Consider the following 18,107-nt stretch of genomic DNA (forward strand, 5'->3'; position numbering starts at 1 on the left):
CCTTATTGGTACTTTTTCCACACACTTTCAAACTGCTCTTCGTTAAAACCAAGTGTTACATTCGTTCCATCTGTTACAATTGGACGCTTAATCAACATGCCATCAGATGCTAAAAGCTCGTACATTTCGTCTTCGCTTGCATCTTTCAACTTATCTTTCAGACCAAGTTCACGGTAACGCATTCCACTTGTATTAAAGAATTTTTTCAATGGTAATTCACTTTTTTCATGTAAATTACGTACATCTTCTTTTGACGGTGGATTTTCAACAATATGAATCATCTCATATGCTACATCGTTTGCCTCAAACCATTTCTTTGCTTTTTGACATGTGCCACACTTTGGATATGAATAAAATGTTACTGTCATAAATTCACCTACTTTTTTACTAACCTTTACCTTTATCATATAGAAAACGTTTTATTATTTCAAACGATTATTCGCTAAACTTTTACTTATTTCGTGATAATTTTTAATAATCCTGCAAATTTTTCTTATTTTTCCGCCATTTGTTAAGAAAAAATAAATATATAAATTTTTTTAGATTCTTCTCTCATTCTGCATCGAACATATATCTTAAACAAACGTTTATTTAATTTCTTATTTTCTATATTATCCTTTGAACTGCATTGGTTTCTTTCTACCGAACATATACCTTAAACAAACGTTTGATTAATTCCCTATTTTTCTCTGTTCACCCTTGAGCTGTACCAATTCTTTCTTACCGAACATACATCTTAAACAAACGTTTGATTAAACATAAAAAGGACCCTTTTACAGGCTCCTTCATCATCGACTTAAATAATCTGCAATTGTTCGAAATACTACGATATACATATTATGAATGCTTTCTTCAGTATTTCCACCATTTGATAAACCAACTGCCCATTGTTGTCCTTCACCACTTCCAATATTTGCAAACCCTTGCGTATACATAGCATTTACATCTTTTCGTGCACTGTTATACTCTATCCCTTTTGTAATAAACGTTGAATATGATTTATCTTGCAAACCGATAAAAAACACTGGTTTCTTTAGCGATGAAAATACATTTTTATACTGCTCTGTTGAGGCTTCTTGAAAGTAATCTTTCATTATTAAGAAACCATCCACTTCCTTAGATTTCTTTTCCAGTTCCTCTAACTTTATTTCCTCAAACTTTATATTCCTAAACGTATCTTTCGGCTTTTCTCCAACAACTCCAATTACGAGTGCTCTTCCGTTATATTCTAATTTCTCTCCTTCTTTATCCTTTGCACACCCAGCACTCACTAGGCATATCAATATAAAAAATAAGAAATACGATAAACGCTTCATTTAGCACCCTCCCCTTCTTTTAAGTCAAGTGACGAAAACGTAAGGTTAATTCAAGAAAATGTAAGTAAAATCGATAGCTCAAATGACGTTTCTATATTATAATCAATTGAATTTACGTACATTACTACACATAGGAGATTATCATGAAGAAATTTAAACTTTCATCTTTTTTTCCGTTAAGTTATATACTTCTACTCGTACTCGTAAGTCCCCTTTACGATGTATTAAATAAATCTACTGTACACGCAGTAGATGTCACAACTGTAGTAGATGATTGGATTCCATTTGTGAAAGCATTTATTATTCCTTATTTACTTTGGTTTCCATACTTATACGGCGCACTTATTTATTATTGCTTTGCTGATCGAAAACAATATTATGTTACTTTAAGTAGTGTAATTCTTGGAAAACTTGCTTGTTTTTCTATTTATTATTTTTGGCAGACAACTGTACCACGTCCAACAGTCGTTGGATCAGACGTATTTTCCGAACTAGTCCGCTATATTTATAGTATCGATCAACCGGTAAACTGTTTCCCTAGCATTCACGTTCTTACTACCTTTGTCATTATGCTAGCTGCCTTTAAACGTAGAGAACAACATGCTTTTGAATATTATATCCTTATGTTCTTCGGTACGCTTATTATTTTATCAACGCTATTTACGAAGCAACACGCATTTGTAGACGCTATTTCTGGAATGACGCTTGCAAGCATACTTTACTTCGGCGTGCAGCTTTTATTAGCAAAAGAAACGGTACGTGTTCCAGTAAAACAAAATCACAAAATGTAAAAAGCAGACTGTGGCTTCCAGTCTGCTTTTCTCTATATAAAAGGAGATGTTCAATTTAAGATTGCGGTACAGTCATATCACCAGAATGAATACGACCTGCTTTTTTAAGAGCAATGTAAAGTATATAAGAAACAGCTACTGGAATGATGATATAAGTGATGACCATCGCTGGGACAACTTCCCATCCTTCGCTAGAAATTAAATTAATTGGTGCGATAAGAGAGCTTAATCCAAGACCTGCAATTTCTTTTCCTGCTTCCAGTTGGAAAATTAATGCGGATACAGGACCAACTATAGCACTGGCGACGACAGTTGGGACGAGAATCATTGGATTTTTAGTAATATTTGGCAACTGTACTTTCGGAGTACAAAGCGCCTGAGCTAATATGCCACCTAAATTATTTTCTTTCGCTGAGATAACAGAGAATCCGATAAACTGAGCAACGCATCCGGCAAGAGCAGCACCACCTGCAACACCGTCTAAGCTAAGTGCGATCGCTAACGCAGCTGATGAAGCTGGAGAGATAAGTAATAGTCCCCAAACGACTGCAATGACGATAGAAGCGATAAATGGGCTACCAGCTGAGCTATCTTTAATGAATGCTCCAACTGTATTTAAAACAGGAGTAATATTATGAGATAACCAAATACCAACTAAACCAGAACCTAATATGGCCGCAAATGGAACGAGCATCATATCTAACGCAGTTTTTCCACTTAAACGTTTACCAATATATACAGCTAAAGTTGCTGTTAATAATGCACCGATTGGCTCACCTGTTTTAATGATTAGACCTGCTTCAGTAATTGAAATGGATCCGGCACCAATCGCTCCAGCTACCATAGCCGAGAAGATTACAAGACCATTTGCACCAAGCATAAAAGCAATTCCAGCACCAATGGCTGGTGCCATAAGTGATTTTGCAACAACTCCGATTGTAATAAGCAATGGAATATCAACAATTCTTCCTATATTTTCGATTAGTAAACCAATTCCAAGGGATACGAAAATACCTTGTGCGATTCCAGCTGATGCTTTAAATACACGAGACATTATATATTCCTTCATTTGTTTCACCTTCTCCTATAAGTTAGTAACCAATTGTTTTCATATAATCACGTAAAATATCGTTTGATTTTGCGAATCGAGATTCTTCATCCTCTGTTAAGTTTAGTTCTACAACTTCTTTCATACCATCTCTAGTAATAATAGCTGGCACTCCTGTACAAATATCATATTCACCGTACTCCCCATCTAAAATGGCTGATACAGCAATCACACGGTGATCATCGTTAAAGATTGAACTCGCAATATTAGCTAGAGAGTTTCCGATTCCGTAATAAGTAGTACCTTTTCGTTTATAAATTTCCCATCCAGATTTTGCAGTCTTCTCAACAATTTCATCTAAATCTATTTCACCAAATTGGTCTTTTTTCTCTTCTAAAATTTGTAGAATTGGCTTTCCACCAACAGTTACGTGAGACCAAGCAACCATTTGAGAATCACCATGTTCTCCTAATGAATACCCATGAATACTACGAGGATCTACATGTAACATTTCAGATAAAATTGTTCTTAAGCGAGAAGAATCTAGTGATGTACCAGTACCGATCACACGATTTCTAGGTAATCCAGATAGCTTCCACACTTGATATGTAATAATGTCAACTGGGTTCGATGCGAGTAAGAAAATGCCATCAAATCCACTTTCCATTACGCCGCCAACAATACTTTCCATAATCTTCGCACTCGCTCCTAAAGTATCTAAGCGACTTTGTCCAGGTTTTGGTGCTGGTCCTGCTGTAATAATAACGATGTCCATATCTTTGCAGTCTTCATAGCTTCCTGCATATACTTTCGTTCTTGTATTTGTAAAGTTAATGCAGTGTGATAAATCCATCGCTTCCCCAACTGCACGTTCATGATTTATATCAATTAATAATAGTTCTTCGCAAATGCCTTGATTTACAATTGAATATGCACAACTTGATCCAACTAATCCAGTACCGATAATTGCAATTTTTCTTGTATTTCTTTTCATAGCAATCTCTCCTAATTGATCATATAATCTATTTCTTTTGTTCTTTACACTCCTAATTATAGAGATTCCCACGATATAAACCATGGATACTTTGTGAAATATTGAGCAAAGTTCTTGTCCTTTTTGTGAATTGTTATATTCCATTTTCGTCATATTTGTTACAACTGGAAAAATATTTATTATATATTTATTGACATATAGGGGTCACCATACATGCCCATCAACTTAAGAACGAAAACAAAATGAACTTTCGTTCAAACAAACTAAAAAACACGTAATGTACTTTTGGTATTGAAAAGTACACACACCAAATAAACTCTAACGAGTTTCATTTTAAAAATTATGCAGCTTTCTTTTGTTTTCCAAACCCATTATACTCATAGACAACACCCATAATATCAAAGATAGTTTTCTTCTCATATCGATGAGATTTCCGTCCATTCTTCTGTAGGAGGTCGAACAAACGGATTAAAATCTTTGTTAGATTTTGGGTGTTTCTCTGTATCGCTTGATATAACAGCGATACATGATCTTGAATCATCCCAATGGCTTTATATTCACTTAATTCTCTTTTGTTCTTTTGCAAAAGAAGTTTACGCATCTTAAACATCGTAGAAGAACAGATAAAGATGGCAATAAGTCTTCCATACACATGACATTCTAATCGCTCTTTTTTGATAGTTTGCCAATGATGAATTTGAAATAAGGATTTCCACGTTTTAAAAATAATTTCTATTTGCCAGCGAAGGGAGTAAAAGTCATGTATTTGTTCCATCGGAACAACTCCTTCAGGCGTATTTGAGACATATATGTTGATACCCGTTAATCGTTTACTCTTTTCTGAAAATGTAATACCCTTTTTACTTTCAGTGTAACTTTGTTTTTTTCTACGTTCCTGTATCTGTTTGTCTGTTAAACGATAGATAATTACACGTGTGAATAGTTTTTGATTCTTTCCAATGTAAGCTTCTTTTATTTCGTATGTTTGACCGGGTTTTAAATTGTTCATAATATGTTCTAAATCAACTTGGATATACTGTGATTGCTTTTTTACGGTTCCGTTTCGAAAGTATTCTGGAAACGGATTTTTTACATACACGGTATGGTTTAATTTTAATCTGGATATATAATAAGCACCTCGTTGATCCATTTGATCTAAGTCTTCTAATGAAAAATAACCTAAATCACGGATACATAAATCGCTTGGACGTAATGTGTCTAAGCATTCTGTTCCAAAGGTCTTATCATTATTTTTTCCTGGACCTATCTGAAAGTTTAGAAACTGTCCGCTATGTAAGTCATATTCTAATTGAATCTTGATACCCGCTGTTTGTGCACAACCACCTGATCCAGGATATACATGGGCTAAATGTTTTGGTACTTGGAAAATCGTCGCATCTAAAATACGAATTCGTTGAAAATACGTGAGCGCCGCGCTTGAAATGGCCGATGTTTCACAGATTTTACTTTTCCATAATGCCGAAAAAATATATTTCAAAAATTCAACCGCTTTTTTATCAAAGCGTTTATTGAGTCCTTCTGGACTCATAAGAGTGCCTGTGGCCGCATGTAATTGACTGCATAGTCGAACAAGCGAGTCACTCGCTGTACGTTGACTTACCCAAATACATATGGTAGCTAATTCATTTCCAGAAAACTTTCGTTTTCTTTTTACAAAACCTAATTCTTTTGCGAGTTCTTCCAAAAGAGAAGGGGTTAAATGACGATACAGTTCTTCAGAAAATAGTTGTAATTCATCTTGAATCGAAAGATTCATAAAAAATGTCACCCTTTCTAGCTAGCTTTTTAGAAAGAATAACGTTTTTTGTCACTTGGGGGTAGTGAAAATTCTTAAGTTGATGGGCATGGGGTCACCATATCAAAAAAAGAAAATTGTACGTTTAGACACATTTTAGACATAAATTAACCGGTACCTTGTATGTTAAGGAACCGGTTAATAATGTTGCAAATCTATTACTGATTTTTTCATAATGAACAGAATTTATTTACAACGGCATCCCAGGTAAAAATTTCGCTATTAATACCAAAATTGCCGCTAAGAATACCGCTTTAATAATGAATAGAACAATAATGGGAATTGATGCTTTCACCTTACTTAATCCAGCTGTAATGTGTAATCCGAGCCAAATTAGAACTAAATTCCATACATAGAATATTTCAATTGTATTACCAATTCCGTATGCAAATGTACCTTCCTTAAATAATAACCCTAAACTAGTATACTGAGTCGTTCCACTATCAAAGATTAGACTTAAAATTGTATTAATAAGGCCACCAATGATAAGGACAATATTTGTATAAACTACAATATTCAATAAAGTTTTGTAAGGCGTATCATTACCAAAGAACATCATAAATATTTTATAAATAGCTGCTATAAATAGTGTTCCAATCATTGCACCTGCAAAGCTGGATCCAATTCCAGAAATAACTTCTGATGTAAGTGAACTTTGTCCAGCGAGTTCACCCAATTCTTTTTTCATTTTAACCATCTCAGGTGATGTATACATAACATACGCACTTAAACCACCCAGGAGTCCTTGTAACAGTGCTACTAAAAAGAATACACCCCAAACCTTCTTACTTGTTTTCATTCTTTCAAACTGTAATCCAGGAGATGTAATCATTCCAAATAGTGATGGCTTTTTCGCACCTACATCTTGTATGTTAATATTTGCTTCCATATATAGCGCCTCCTTCTATATTATATAACTTGTTCTAACGGGCGGTTCACATTTTTTAAAGGCTGCTATCAACCGCCTACTAGAACAATATGTATATGTAGTAGAGAGACATATCTCTACTACACTAGTAAACTATTCGTAACGAAGTGCTTCAATCGGATCTAATTTTGCAGCTTTATTCGCTGGAATTAGTCCGAAAATAATACCGAGTGTCATGGAGAACAATACGCCTCCAACAACAACTTCCCATGAAACAAGCGGTGGCCATTTCGCAAATGTCGAAACGATATATGCCCCGCCATATCCAAGACCAATACCAATTAAACCGCCAAGAAGCGTTAACATAACTGCTTCAATTAAAAACTGTAATAAAATTTTACTACGTGTTGCGCCAAGTGCTTTACGTACCCCAATTTCACGTGTACGCTCTGTTACAGATACGAGCATGATGTTCATAACACCAATACCACCAACGACTAGTGAAATACCCGCGATGCCGCCAATGATCATTGTCATAATACCGGTCATCTTTGAAATACCTTCTTGAAGTTCTTTTAAATTCATAACTTCGTATTTACCAGCTGCATCACTCGGTTTACGACTGTTTAAGACATCTGCAGCTTTTTTACCTGCTTTTTCTAAGTTATCTACATTTTTTGCTTGAACAGAAATATTTTGAATTTCATCTTTTCCATACAGTGTCGGCCATAATGAGATCGGAATGAGTGCCTCTGAGGATCCCATTCCCATAAATTCATTGTCTGATTTATAGACACCAATAATTTGCATCGGTTGGCCTTTCATTTCAATGATTTTACCAACTGGATTCACATCTTTAAACACTTTATCTTCCATTTGTTTACTAATCATGACAACATTATTCCCTTGATCAACATCTGATTCTTGCAGCGAACGTCCTTTAAGTACTTTTACTTTATTTACTGTGAAATACTCATTGTCTAATCCTGTAATATTCACCATTTCTTTTGTATCTTCAATATCAAGAGACTCCATACTTGAATTTGTTGTTACGATATGTGCAATTTCTGGAATCTTCTTGATTTCAAAAATATCTTCTTCAGTTATTTTTGGTGCTTCAGGAATATCCATACCAAAAGGATCGTTTATATCAGGACTATAATGAATGGGAACTGTTTGATTACCTGATCCAACAAATTGTGATTTTAAGGCAGCTTCTCCTCCTTGTCCAATCGCTACAACAGTGATAATTGAACCTACCCCGATAATAATACCAAGCATCGTTAATGCTGAGCGTAATTTATGAGCTAAAATAGAAGAGGCGGCAATCTTTATGCTATCTAATAAACTCATACCGCACACCTTCTATCTTCTGTAACTTTCCCGTCTCGCAGTACAATGCGGCGAGACGAATAAGCCGCTACTTCCTCTTCATGCGTAACCATAACAATTGTCGTACCTTCTGCATTAAGCTTCGTAAAAATATCCATAACTTGCTCACCAGACTTCGTATCTAGCGCACCAGTCGGCTCATCGGCCATAATGAACGTTGGATTATTCGCAATCGCTCTTGCAATCGCTACACGTTGCTTCTGTCCACCTGATAATTCATTCGGTAAATGATGTACGCGGTCCGCTAATCCAACTTTACCTAACGCCTCTAAGGCACGCTTACGACGTTCTGCTTTCTTCACGCCACCGTATACGAGCGGAAGTTCAACATTTTCCACCGCAGAGAGACGCGGCAGTAAATTAAAATGCTGGAATACAAAGCCGATATATTCATTACGAATTAAAGCAAGCTTTGACTCGTCTGCTGTTAAGATATTCACATCATTCAGCATATATTCGCCTTCTGTTGGACGATCTAAACAACCGATAATATTCATAAGCGTTGATTTACCAGAACCAGACGGTCCCATAATCGAAACGAACTCACCGCTTTGAATTGTTAAACTAATATCATGTAAGATCGGCACTGCCAACTTTCCTTGATAATACGTTTTAGCAATATTATTTAACGTAATCATTTCTCTTTCACTTCCATTCCGTCATACACGTCGTCGGAAGGATTTTTAACCACCTTTTGCCCCACTGTTGCGCCTTCAGTAATTTCTGTCCATTCTCCATCAGTAGAACCTTTTTTCACATTTTGTTTACGAAGCTTTCCTTTATCCTCAACATAAACAAATGCATCATCGCCTTTTTCTACAATGCTCTTAGTTGGAACAGCAATCATCGTCTTATTCTCTAAATTTACTTGCAATGAAACATGATAACCTGGAGATAAACCATCTTGACTATCAAGACTTGCTTTATATGTATATTGGGACATATTTTGAGTCGCTTCACCCATACCACCAGCTTGAGCCATCTCTGCACTCGTTGGGAATTCACTTACCTCTGTAATTTTACCTGTCCACTTCTTCTTATTATTTGCTTTCGCAGTTACAGTAAATGTTTGATCTGATTGAATTTGTGACTTTTGAAGCTCAGTTAACGTCCCTTGAATTTGGAATGGTTCTTTAGACGCCACTTGTAAAAATGCTTTCCCTTGACCACCTAACGCTTGAGATGAACTTTGCGCCGCATCTTTATCTAACTTTTGAACGACACCAGTAAAATTACTATAAATCGTAAGCTCTTTCTGCTTTTTACTTAACTCTTCTTTCTGCAACTTCCCTTTTTCTTTCTCAAGATCAGTTGTCTTTTGCGCCATCTCTAACTCACTTACTTGCTCTTCCATCGGATCTGTTACTTCTTTCCCAGCTCCGCCATCTTTCGCCTTCTTAATTTCTTTCTTCAATGAATCAATCTTCTTTTTCCCTTGGTCATAACGCATATCAGCCATCTTCTGATCAAGCTCAGCTTGTTTCACCTGTAAATTAATTTCTTCATTATCATAAGAGAATAATTTAGTTCCCTTTTCTACCTCTTGTCCTTCTTTCACTGCAATATCTTTCACTTTTCCTTTAGTCGGATCCGCATAGAAACTTTCAATATTCCCTGGTTTCACCTGACCAGAAATTAACTTCGTATTATTAAGCTTTCGCTCTGTTACTCTCTCAAAACTTACAGTATCCGTCTTCGCTGTTCCTTTCTTCTTACCTTGCATAACAAAAATATTGACTGCTGCCACAATGACAATTAGTGCAATAACCCCGATAATAATCCATTTCTTCTTCTTGTTTGGAGTACGAACTGTATTTGATAACATAATCTTTCTCCTTTCAAAATTAAATACCACTAAACACATGGCAATAAAATAATATAACATGAAAAATAATCAGAATTAATATGCAATATTACATATAATTAGATTATGAGATTTTAATAAGAATTAATATACATTTAAATGAATGTAAATACAATACAAAGGAACATAAATCCATATTTTATAGGATATTAGATCCTATCACCATATAAATAAATAGATAGAATATTTATACAAATTTGTCATTATCAGAAAATATTATTTAATCTGATTAATTAATTAGAAAATATTATTTAATCTGATTAATTAATTAGAAAATTATTTTAATTTTGGAATATAAATATTACTATTGGGTCATGGAAGGAGGCGATATTATGACATATTCAGTTAAAGGAAGAGCAGTCAGCTTTGGTGCTTTACTTGCAGTAGGTGGTGCGTTATTGGCTTCATATGCATTCTTATTAGGAATTCTACCTGAAATGAATTTAGTGAAGGAATTCAATTTATCTACTGTTGCAGCTGCACAAGTTTTTGCGTGGCTTGACTATATCTCTTGGGGCGTATCTCTTGTTGCTTTAATCGGTTCTCTTGGAACAGGTGGAGCATCTCTTGTTGCTGCAGCTGGAGCACAAGGTATTAGAAAATACCTTACGGATCTAGCTAAAGAAAAAGGTAAGAAAGCTGCAATTGCTTACTAATTTATTTTAAATTAAGAAAGAGACTGGATATTAATATTCAGTCTCTTTCTTAAATTAAATTATAAAGAAATAATGGAGGTAGTTGTGAATATATTAAAACTTCTATCAATAGATTTTAAATTGAAATTTACAACTCAATATTCTGCAATATTAAATAGATTTTCTTTTACCAAACGTATATCTATTAGAAATTTAATTCTTTGTAGTATGTTACTTAAAATATCCATAGGGATTTTTATGTTTTATATTTCAAACGTTTTATTTAATGAGAAGTATATGTGGAATATTTCATATGCAAATGTTGGTTTTCTCATAATTTCTTGCTTTATAAAATCAATTATTTCATATAAAGAAACAGCAATATTAAAGTCTGATATATACATATATAGTCTTTTTCCTATGGAGAAAATCTACAATTTAAATATGCTTTCTTCTTTACTATGGGCTTTGTTTGGAAATATTAGTAGTCTATCTCTATTGTTGATATTGAACATGTATTTAAAAGGATTTGTATATTCAATTCTTTCACTTATAAATTGTATATTACTACTAATATTAATATTTACTTTAGTTAATAAAATTTCGACTTCCTATTTTATTAGTAAAATTCAAAAACCAATAGGGGCAATTCGCTTTTTATTTTATGCTGTATTTTCATGTCTCTTTTTTTTCTTAGGTTATAAATTAGTAGATATTTTAAAACAGCCATTTTATGTAGTACGTGAACGTATTGTTACGTCTAAGATTTTAATGGATGAAGATTATGCAGAAAAAGTTACACAAGAGTTTTTTTATTCTATTATTAATCCCTTAAAAGACAGTATGAATAAAATATTATTCTTATCGAAGTCAATTTGTGATTATATCATTTTCTCACCGTATATTAGTTTGATTTTATTATTATGTATAGTTCTTGTGCTATTTATAAAAAGTAAACCTTTACTAAATAGATTTATAGTTTCACTAAGAAATAAAAAAGATTTACTGTATTATTTCTCAAAATTATATTCATTATTTAATAGAAAAATATTTAAAGATGATATTTTGGAATTTGAAATTAAATTATTGGAAAGAGAAAGGTTTTTAATTTCTCCTAAATTCTTCCAAATGATTTTCTTTACATATGAATCTTTATTTTATATGGGTATTTTTGTTAACTTATTTCAATCGTCACAAGATAGTGCCTTAGAATATTTATTATATATGGCGTTATTATTGTTGATTATGTTTAATCATTGTTTTGAATTAAGAACAGAGTATCCTCAATTATTTTTATTAGGTGCAATAAAAGAAAAAATCATACTGTTTCGTTTTTCTGGAACAGGCATACTCCCATTATATAGAAGTAAAATTTCGCTAATGTATACTTTAATGATTATTCCTACAATATGTTTGTTGATGGTTACTATATATATGATGCTTGTAAATACTACATATACTTTTGGGATAGTTATAATATTTATTACATTTAGATTGGTACCTATAGTTCAGATGTGGGCTACTACATTTCTAATTAAAACAGATTATATTACTTATATGGATGTGGGTTCTACAGAAGAAGAGGAGCTTATTAATAAAATTCAAGCAATACCAAGAAAAATATTAGTTTTACCATTATTATATTTTCTATACTTTTTATTATTTATGCAAATTCCAGTACAAGTGATGTTTTACATTTTTTCTGCATATGTAATCTTTTATATTTCAATCAGTGGAGTATTTATATATGTTTCTAAAAAATATGCTGTCAATAACATTAAAAAATTTGACTCTAAACGGTTAAGGTTGTGAAAAAATGAAAGCCAAACTTATAATTTTTCCTTGGAAGTTATTAATACTGTTACAACTATTATTATTTTTGAGTGGGTTTATTTACGGATGCTTCTCTGTAAATGATCAGATTATTAATTTACAACCAAAAGAGTTAGATACATCTACAGTTTTTAATAATAATATTTTAGTGCTTTTCAGTATTTTAGTTATAGGTACTTTAACAGGGGGGGTTTATTCCCTCTTTGTTGTAGTTTTTAACGGTGTAATAGTTGGTGAGACTTTATATTCTATATTTAAAAGTGCAGGGATGTCCCCAATATTCACTGGCTTTTTACCTCACGCGTTACCCGAATTGCTTTCAATATTTTTAATGTCTTCTATCACCTGTTTACCTATTTACATTCTAATAAAAATAAAAACCGAATCTTTTTCTTGGAAAAAAGTCTATTTAGAAATAGGAAGTGTAATTTTAATCGCATCGGTATGTTGTGGATTAGCATCTTTAATTGAAGGTTACTATAGTTCATTTTAAAAGGAGAATTAATATGAAAGAAAACGAAAATAATTCTAGTTCATTTTTTAATGCTAAAAAAAAGGTTGTTTTATTTAATATTGTTTCTTTATTATTTTTTAACACATTATTATCTACAATTATTTACAATTTCAAGTCCTTTAATGAATTCAAAGATTGGTTAACTATAATGGTGTTAATATCTGCGATTATAACACCATTTATACTCATACTATGTTTTATTTTTACAATGTTTTGGTCATTGATAGGTCTAATGAATAAACCGGATCTATCCATAAAAAGAATGTATAGTGTAATATTATCAGGAACTTCTATCTTTTTAATTACACAAGTATTAAACTTTCTAACAATTTTAAATTTTGGAGGAGATTTACCTCAGTTTATTTTTGTAGTATTCTCATTACTAAGTGTCGGATTAGTTTGTATAGCGATGTATGTTGGATTCACGAAATTAGTAGGGTTTAGTACTAAGTTTTCAAAAACTATTTTATCAATTTTATTTGTTATAGTTATCAGTTTAAACATGATTCAATTGTTTGGAGGTATAGGTATTGGCATATAAGATTCAAGTACCAAGGTTACAATTTGAAAATAAAATAATCTTACAGGAATCCTCTTTAGTCATTGAAGATGGAAAATCATACTGCATCACAGGAGCAAATGGTTCTGGTAAAACTACGTTGTTAAATTATATGATGACAGGAACTGAAACAAAAATTTATAAGAATCAAAAGCAAATTGAGTTGTTAGAGTTCAAAAGAAATACAGCTTTTATTCCTAACAACCCACCAATTTTTGATTTACTTACAGGATGGGAAAATATTCAATACATATACTCTTTATGGAGAATAAAAGATAAAGATAATTACCTAAAAAATGTTAAAAAGTACTGTGATTTATTTGAACTTAGTCAAGAATCTTTAAATGATCAAGTACATACTTATTCTTTGGGAATGAAATATAAACTCTTTCTTATTTCTATGATTAGTCGTAATATTAACCTTCTATTATTAGATGAACCTTTTACAGCACTTGATAAAAATTCTCAACAAGAAATATATAAAGTTCTAATTAAATTTCTTGAAAGAGGTAATAGTTTAATATTTGTTACTCATATTGAAGAGTTTAAAAATCAACTAGGTGATTATATCTATGAGATTCGAGATAAAACTCTTTCAAAATTACAATAAAAGGAGCCAGTCTATGAATAAATATTATATAATTGCTATCTTAAGTATTGTACTTTCTGTTGTATTATTTATATTTAATTTCTATCAGACTAAAATAGGAGGAGTAATATTTGCTTTAAGTATAGGAGCCAGTATTAAATTTCTAGCTGATGGTGTATTGAATGAAAGTAAACATAAAAAACACAATTGATTTTGGAGTAAAACGAAGAGTAATCAAAAGTTAGTTTAATACATATTGAACTCAACAATATGTATTTTTGCATTAGAATCTATTGTTAACTCATGATAAGATTAAAAAACTGCTTATGGTTTTCATATTAGATTAGCAATCAACTTTTTATCTATCTAAAGAAAAGACGCTTTAAAGCGTCTTTTTTTTTATTTTTATTTCTCCTAAAAATAATATTGGGGATAACGTTATATTTTCAATAAAATATACACTCCTCAAATTTGAATTCTATTATTTATAAGTGTTTTTCGTATTCTTTTAATATTTTGTAGAAAGTATTTTTCTTCAGTTCAAGTAACCCCATAAATTGGACACTTGTTATTTCTCTATTTTTCCACTTTGGAAAAGTTTCTTCTATTATATATAATTGTTTTTGGTCTAGAGTTGAAAGGTTAAGAGGGGGCCGTCCTAAATGCTTGCCTTGTGATTTAGCTATTGCAATACCTTCCGCTTGTCGCTGATGAATTTTTTTACGCTCTTGATCTGCAACATAGGAAAGCAAAGATAAGAATTGATCTTCCATTAATCTGCCCATATCACCCATCTCACGAAATTTACGACTATCAAACAGAGTTTCGTTCTCTAAAACAACAATATCAGCTTGTAATTCTCTTGTTATATATTTCCACTCTGAAATTACTTCATCATAGTTGCGGCCCATACGATCTAAAGCATCTATAAAATCTACAATATTATTTGTTTTAGTGCTAGTTATAGCAGATAAATCCCTAAATTATACAGGTGTAAAAACGGTGGTTTATGCGTTAAGTTTAGCAATAATTATCCCATTAGTTAGCTTAGGAATAGATTATATAAAACATCATTTTACCGAAAAACACGTTTAAAAGTTAATTTAACGTGTTTTTTTATGTCTAAAAGCATTAATCAAAGAGAAAAATATATCTTTAAAATAGAACTGGTATATACGGCCACATTTTGTACGTTGCAATTATAAATATAGTTATGATCCCTAGACCAATGATTCCTCTCAATTCAGATGGAATAGTTCTTGGAATGTAACTTGCTGCAATGTAACAAATTATAAGCAGTACGATAAAAATCAGAGCTAATTTTGCTAGTGGATCGGTAAGCTGAGTTGGTAATTGTATTGAACTGAAATCCATATGATGTTCCTTTCTAATATAAATCTGTTAATTATTATAATACATTATTAATTTCATAAAAAAAAGATACCCTATATGAGATTCCGTGAATTTTGTACGCTAAGGAATTATTAAGGTAATTTAAGCATATTTCAGAGTCTAACAACTCATTACACTCCCCCTTGCCTTAAATCTCAAAACAAGGGGAGGAGAAAATAAAAAACAACACATTTAAGTGTTGTTAATTGCTTATATCTCCTGTTTTTATTTTTTGGTTCAATAATATATAGTCTTCTTTTTTAAATTGAACTGTTATGCGGTCTAATCTATTTCCATTTGGGTAGAAATATAATTGTTGAGTATATTTGATTCCTAAAGGTATTACTGTTTGATGAATATAATATAAAATTTTAAAACATTCCATATCTACTCCATCTTCCAAATGATTTTTTATATGAATAAGTACAAGCTCTTCTATATCGCTAAAATATTCAAATCTTGGTTTTCGAGGGTGGATATTATTAATTTTACATGTTCCTTTTAAAAGAATTTTATAATAATCTTTTTCACTTAAAAAATCTTTTTCTTTCAAAAAACCTCACCTCTTATTATCAATATACGTTACCATAATATCATAGATTAATATACAAATTATAGAAATGGAGGGTTTTTTATGAAGAAATTGTTTTTATCAACATTTTTTGCTTTATTTTCTTTTGCGTTAGTTACCCCAGCATTTGCAAGTGAAAGTGATGATCGAAAGTTGGAAATGTTAAATACAACTGGAGAAATTATTTATCAAGATGAAGAAATTACAGTTAGGAGTTTTGGTAATGATACAGAAATTTCTAATGCTATTCTGAATCATCCTGATAGTGTTAGTATGGATGGAAGTAACCCTATAATAGATAAAAATAATCCTATAATGTATTCATCAGTTAATGGTCCTGGGGGGCGTTCAAGTATTGTTGCAAGTAATAGTGGAAGATCTGTTTATTGGTCTGTAAAGCCAGCTACAAAATGGCCATATCAATTTAATGGTAATGTAGCATTAAATTATCATTCTGGTTATAAAAGAAATGCAACTGTAGGTGGCATGGGAGCATTAGGTTCTACACTTAGTGGTAGTGTATCAATGAATAAAAATAATGGTGGTTATGCAACTCTTACAGGAACAGCATATTCAATGGATTGGAAATATTATAAAGTAATGCCAGGAGTAGACACTTCATTTAGACCAAATTAATATTTATTACAGTAAAAAACGCACATCGGTATTAAAGATGCGCGTTTTTTTCATAAAGAAAAGACACCATAAGGTGCCTTTCTCCGACTTGAACCACTTTAATAATATGAGTGTTGGATTTCCATCCAAATATTATTTTATTACTTGCTACACATATTTACTTTTTCTTGGTACTTTACAATGCTTTCTTTTGTGGCGGGATTCTGTTCGGCATTTTTTAATTGTTCAAGAACATTTTTCGCGTCGTCACAACTCATTTTTGCTCGTTCTTTATCCTCAAATGATTGTGCTTTCCTTTTTGCATACTCCAAACTTTCTCGTTCCTGGCGTTCTTCTTTTTCTTTGAGTTCTTTTTCAATCTTTTGCTCATTTTCCCATTCTTTTTGAACGTGTTCACATGTTATTCCAACTTCTGGCGAACCGCAAAGTTCAGGTTCTTCTTTCTTTTGGTGCTTCACTTCACGTTGCTTTTGCGCTGCTACTTGTTGTTTACGGGCTTGTTCCTGCTCTTGACGTTGTTGTTCTTCTCTTTGTGCTTGTTCTTGCTTCGATTTCTCTTCCTCTTCCGCTTGTCTTTGAGCTTCTGCTTCTTGTTTTGCTTTCTCTTCAGCCTGTTTTTGAACTTCCGCTTCTTGACGTTTCTGTTCTTCTTGCTTCGCCTTTTCTTCTGCCTTCTGGGCCTTCTCTGTTTCTTTTTGTGCTTTTTCTTCAGCTTTAGAGTCATTAGAGCTACTTGCTGTTTCGTTAGATGAACATGCTGCTAATCCCATAATTAAAACGAAGCCTATGAGTGCGATTAATAGTTTATTGTGCATAATATGTCTCCCCTGGTGTCTAAAATGTAAGATTTCCTGAACTATCATAACAAATATAATCACAACTATTTTGTCATATCATGTCGAAATTAAATAAAAAAAGCACTCTTTCGAGTGCCTATTTTAAGCAGATACAGCAGCTTTATCTTTACGGAAGATACCCATTAATCCACCGATTAATAATAACACTCCTGGTAATAAGAAGAAGATTGAAATACAAATAAACCCACCAATTGCAGCGGTAGTCATCATGATACCGCCAACTTTCGCTTTATTTCTTACCATAACAGAGCCAACGATTCCTAAGATTGATAGACCTACTGCTCCCCAACCTAATCCGATAATCGTATTTGCGCCTTCAGCTTCAAAAGCAGCTCCCATGCCACCGATTAATAATGCAATAAATGCACAAATAATACCAAAAATACCACCAATAAGTCCTAATACAAATTCAGCTGTTCTTTTCAATTTAAT

General features: G+C 32.4%; 20 protein-coding genes and 1 pseudogene. 8 read left to right on the plus strand and 13 right to left on the minus strand.

Annotated elements, in window-relative coordinates:
* Positions 1-2: 2 nt before the first annotated feature.
* Both J0835_RS24570 and J0835_RS24575 read right to left on the minus strand, forming a co-directional pair.
* The gene (locus J0835_RS24570; protein ID WP_087982858.1) at positions 3-368 is read right to left on the minus strand and encodes an arsenate reductase family protein; all 366 of its coding nucleotides are present in this window, start codon (positions 366-368) and stop codon (positions 3-5) included.
* A gap of 420 nt (positions 369-788) precedes the next feature.
* Positions 789-1,316: a hypothetical protein gene (locus J0835_RS24575; protein ID WP_087982860.1), complete on the minus strand. Its 528-nt coding sequence runs from the start codon at positions 1,314-1,316 to the stop codon at positions 789-791.
* Between the two features lie 143 nt (positions 1,317-1,459).
* Here J0835_RS24575 and J0835_RS24580 point away from each other — a divergent pair, with 143 nt between their 5' ends.
* Positions 1,460-2,107, plus strand: a complete 648-nt coding sequence (locus J0835_RS24580) for a phosphatase PAP2 family protein (RefSeq protein WP_087982862.1) — start codon at positions 1,460-1,462, stop codon at positions 2,105-2,107.
* 55 nt (positions 2,108-2,162) lie between these two features.
* On the opposite strand, the gene J0835_RS24585 is transcribed toward J0835_RS24580, so the two are convergent.
* The 7 genes from J0835_RS24585 to J0835_RS24615 form a co-directional block, all read right to left on the minus strand.
* Complete coding sequence (locus J0835_RS24585) at positions 2,163-3,176, minus strand: PTS transporter subunit IIC (RefSeq protein ID WP_000666176.1); 1,014 nt, start codon at positions 3,174-3,176, stop codon at positions 2,163-2,165.
* Between the two features lie 22 nt (positions 3,177-3,198).
* Positions 3,199-4,149 (minus strand): L-lactate dehydrogenase, encoded by a 951-nt coding sequence (locus tag J0835_RS24590; RefSeq protein WP_442893512.1) that lies wholly within the window; start codon positions 4,147-4,149, stop codon positions 3,199-3,201.
* Positions 4,150-4,489: 340 nt separating this feature from the next.
* The gene (locus J0835_RS24595; protein WP_001053964.1) at positions 4,490-5,926 is read right to left on the minus strand and encodes an IS4 family transposase; all 1,437 of its coding nucleotides are present in this window, start codon (positions 5,924-5,926) and stop codon (positions 4,490-4,492) included.
* Between the two features lie 229 nt (positions 5,927-6,155).
* A complete protein-coding gene (locus J0835_RS24600) occupies positions 6,156-6,854 on the minus strand; it encodes a Yip1 family protein (protein ID WP_087982866.1) in 699 nt (232 codons plus the stop codon).
* 132 nt (positions 6,855-6,986) lie between these two features.
* Positions 6,987-8,186, minus strand: coding sequence for an ABC transporter permease (locus J0835_RS24605; protein WP_144537848.1), 1,200 nt, complete (start codon positions 8,184-8,186; stop codon positions 6,987-6,989).
* On the minus strand, positions 8,183-8,863 hold the full coding sequence (locus J0835_RS24610) for an ABC transporter ATP-binding protein (protein ID WP_086408090.1): 681 nt from the start codon (positions 8,861-8,863) through the stop codon (positions 8,183-8,185). Before J0835_RS24610 ends, J0835_RS24605 begins: the two co-directional genes overlap by 4 nt.
* On the minus strand, positions 8,860-10,050 hold the full coding sequence (locus J0835_RS24615; protein ID WP_333728176.1) for an efflux RND transporter periplasmic adaptor subunit: 1,191 nt from the start codon (positions 10,048-10,050) through the stop codon (positions 8,860-8,862). Before J0835_RS24615 ends, J0835_RS24610 begins: the two co-directional genes overlap by 4 nt.
* Before the next feature lie 371 nt (positions 10,051-10,421).
* Between J0835_RS24615 and J0835_RS24620 the strand changes: the two genes are divergently transcribed.
* From J0835_RS24620 to J0835_RS24645, 6 genes are all read left to right on the plus strand, one after another.
* Positions 10,422-10,745 (plus strand): circular bacteriocin, circularin A/uberolysin family, encoded by a 324-nt coding sequence (locus J0835_RS24620; protein ID WP_016106960.1) that lies wholly within the window; start codon positions 10,422-10,424, stop codon positions 10,743-10,745.
* Between the two features lie 84 nt (positions 10,746-10,829).
* Positions 10,830-12,536, plus strand: a complete 1,707-nt coding sequence (locus tag J0835_RS24625) for a hypothetical protein (RefSeq protein WP_087982872.1) — start codon at positions 10,830-10,832, stop codon at positions 12,534-12,536.
* Positions 12,537-12,540: 4 nt separating this feature from the next.
* Positions 12,541-13,050, plus strand: a complete 510-nt coding sequence (locus J0835_RS24630; RefSeq protein ID WP_087982874.1) for a stage II sporulation protein M — start codon at positions 12,541-12,543, stop codon at positions 13,048-13,050.
* Positions 13,051-13,063: 13 nt separating this feature from the next.
* On the plus strand, positions 13,064-13,612 hold the full coding sequence (locus J0835_RS24635) for a hypothetical protein (protein WP_087982876.1): 549 nt from the start codon (positions 13,064-13,066) through the stop codon (positions 13,610-13,612).
* The gene (locus J0835_RS24640) at positions 13,602-14,240 is read left to right on the plus strand and encodes an ATP-binding cassette domain-containing protein (protein ID WP_087982878.1); all 639 of its coding nucleotides are present in this window, start codon (positions 13,602-13,604) and stop codon (positions 14,238-14,240) included. Before J0835_RS24635 ends, J0835_RS24640 begins: the two co-directional genes overlap by 11 nt.
* 13 nt (positions 14,241-14,253) lie before the next feature.
* The gene (locus tag J0835_RS24645; RefSeq protein ID WP_176373388.1) at positions 14,254-14,430 is read left to right on the plus strand and encodes a hypothetical protein; all 177 of its coding nucleotides are present in this window, start codon (positions 14,254-14,256) and stop codon (positions 14,428-14,430) included.
* 274 nt (positions 14,431-14,704) lie between these two features.
* Here J0835_RS24645 and J0835_RS24650 read toward each other — a convergent pair.
* Together J0835_RS24650 and J0835_RS24655 are read right to left on the minus strand one after the other, a co-directional pair.
* Positions 14,705-15,169: pseudogene (locus J0835_RS24650) on the minus strand (recombinase family protein); the annotation flags it as partial.
* A 644-nt stretch (positions 15,170-15,813) separates the two neighbouring features.
* A complete protein-coding gene (locus tag J0835_RS24655) occupies positions 15,814-16,164 on the minus strand; it encodes a hypothetical protein (RefSeq protein WP_087982881.1) in 351 nt (116 codons plus the stop codon).
* Positions 16,165-16,245: 81 nt separating this feature from the next.
* Here J0835_RS24655 and J0835_RS24660 point away from each other — a divergent pair, with 81 nt between their 5' ends.
* The gene (locus tag J0835_RS24660) at positions 16,246-16,818 is read left to right on the plus strand and encodes a hypothetical protein (protein ID WP_087982883.1); all 573 of its coding nucleotides are present in this window, start codon (positions 16,246-16,248) and stop codon (positions 16,816-16,818) included.
* 140 nt (positions 16,819-16,958) lie between these two features.
* Here J0835_RS24660 and J0835_RS24665 read toward each other — a convergent pair whose 3' ends face one another.
* Positions 16,959-17,633, minus strand: a complete 675-nt coding sequence (locus J0835_RS24665) for a hypothetical protein (protein WP_087982885.1) — start codon at positions 17,631-17,633, stop codon at positions 16,959-16,961.
* Positions 17,634-17,756: 123 nt separating this feature from the next.
* Positions 17,757-18,101, minus strand: coding sequence for a DUF4064 domain-containing protein (locus J0835_RS24670; RefSeq protein WP_087982887.1), 345 nt, complete (start codon positions 18,099-18,101; stop codon positions 17,757-17,759).
* Between the last annotated feature and the right edge of the window lie 6 nt (positions 18,102-18,107).

It is taken from the genome of Bacillus cereus group sp. Sample62 (genome assembly GCF_036851315.1).
Lineage (GTDB): Bacteria > Bacillota > Bacilli > Bacillales > Bacillaceae_G > Bacillus_A > Bacillus_A wiedmannii.

Excerpts from the sequence above, each read along its gene's own strand:
- J0835_RS24570 (WP_087982858.1), bottom strand. The coding sequence starts at position 368 with ATGACAGTAACATTTTATTCATATCCAAAGTGTGGCACATGTCAAAAA.
- J0835_RS24575 (WP_087982860.1), bottom strand. The coding sequence starts at position 1,316 with ATGAAGCGTTTATCGTATTTCTTATTTTTTATATTGATATGCCTAGTG.
- J0835_RS24580 (WP_087982862.1), top strand. The coding sequence starts at position 1,460 with ATGAAGAAATTTAAACTTTCATCTTTTTTTCCGTTAAGTTATATACTT.
- J0835_RS24585 (WP_000666176.1), bottom strand. The coding sequence starts at position 3,176 with ATGAAGGAATATATAATGTCTCGTGTATTTAAAGCATCAGCTGGAATC.
- J0835_RS24590 (WP_442893512.1), bottom strand. The coding sequence starts at position 4,149 with ATGAAAAGAAATACAAGAAAAATTGCAATTATCGGTACTGGATTAGTT.
- J0835_RS24595 (WP_001053964.1), bottom strand. The coding sequence starts at position 5,926 with ATGAATCTTTCGATTCAAGATGAATTACAACTATTTTCTGAAGAACTG.
- J0835_RS24600 (WP_087982866.1), bottom strand. The coding sequence starts at position 6,854 with ATGGAAGCAAATATTAACATACAAGATGTAGGTGCGAAAAAGCCATCA.
- J0835_RS24605 (WP_144537848.1), bottom strand. The coding sequence starts at position 8,186 with ATGAGTTTATTAGATAGCATAAAGATTGCCGCCTCTTCTATTTTAGCT.
- J0835_RS24610 (WP_086408090.1), bottom strand. The coding sequence starts at position 8,863 with ATGATTACGTTAAATAATATTGCTAAAACGTATTATCAAGGAAAGTTG.
- J0835_RS24615 (WP_333728176.1), bottom strand. The coding sequence starts at position 10,050 with ATGTTATCAAATACAGTTCGTACTCCAAACAAGAAGAAGAAATGGATT.
- J0835_RS24620 (WP_016106960.1), top strand. The coding sequence starts at position 10,422 with ATGACATATTCAGTTAAAGGAAGAGCAGTCAGCTTTGGTGCTTTACTT.
- J0835_RS24630 (WP_087982874.1), top strand. The coding sequence starts at position 12,541 with ATGAAAGCCAAACTTATAATTTTTCCTTGGAAGTTATTAATACTGTTA.
- J0835_RS24635 (WP_087982876.1), top strand. The coding sequence starts at position 13,064 with ATGAAAGAAAACGAAAATAATTCTAGTTCATTTTTTAATGCTAAAAAA.
- J0835_RS24645 (WP_176373388.1), top strand. The coding sequence starts at position 14,254 with ATGAATAAATATTATATAATTGCTATCTTAAGTATTGTACTTTCTGTT.
- J0835_RS24660 (WP_087982883.1), top strand. The coding sequence starts at position 16,246 with ATGAAGAAATTGTTTTTATCAACATTTTTTGCTTTATTTTCTTTTGCG.
- J0835_RS24665 (WP_087982885.1), bottom strand. The coding sequence starts at position 17,633 with ATGCACAATAAACTATTAATCGCACTCATAGGCTTCGTTTTAATTATG.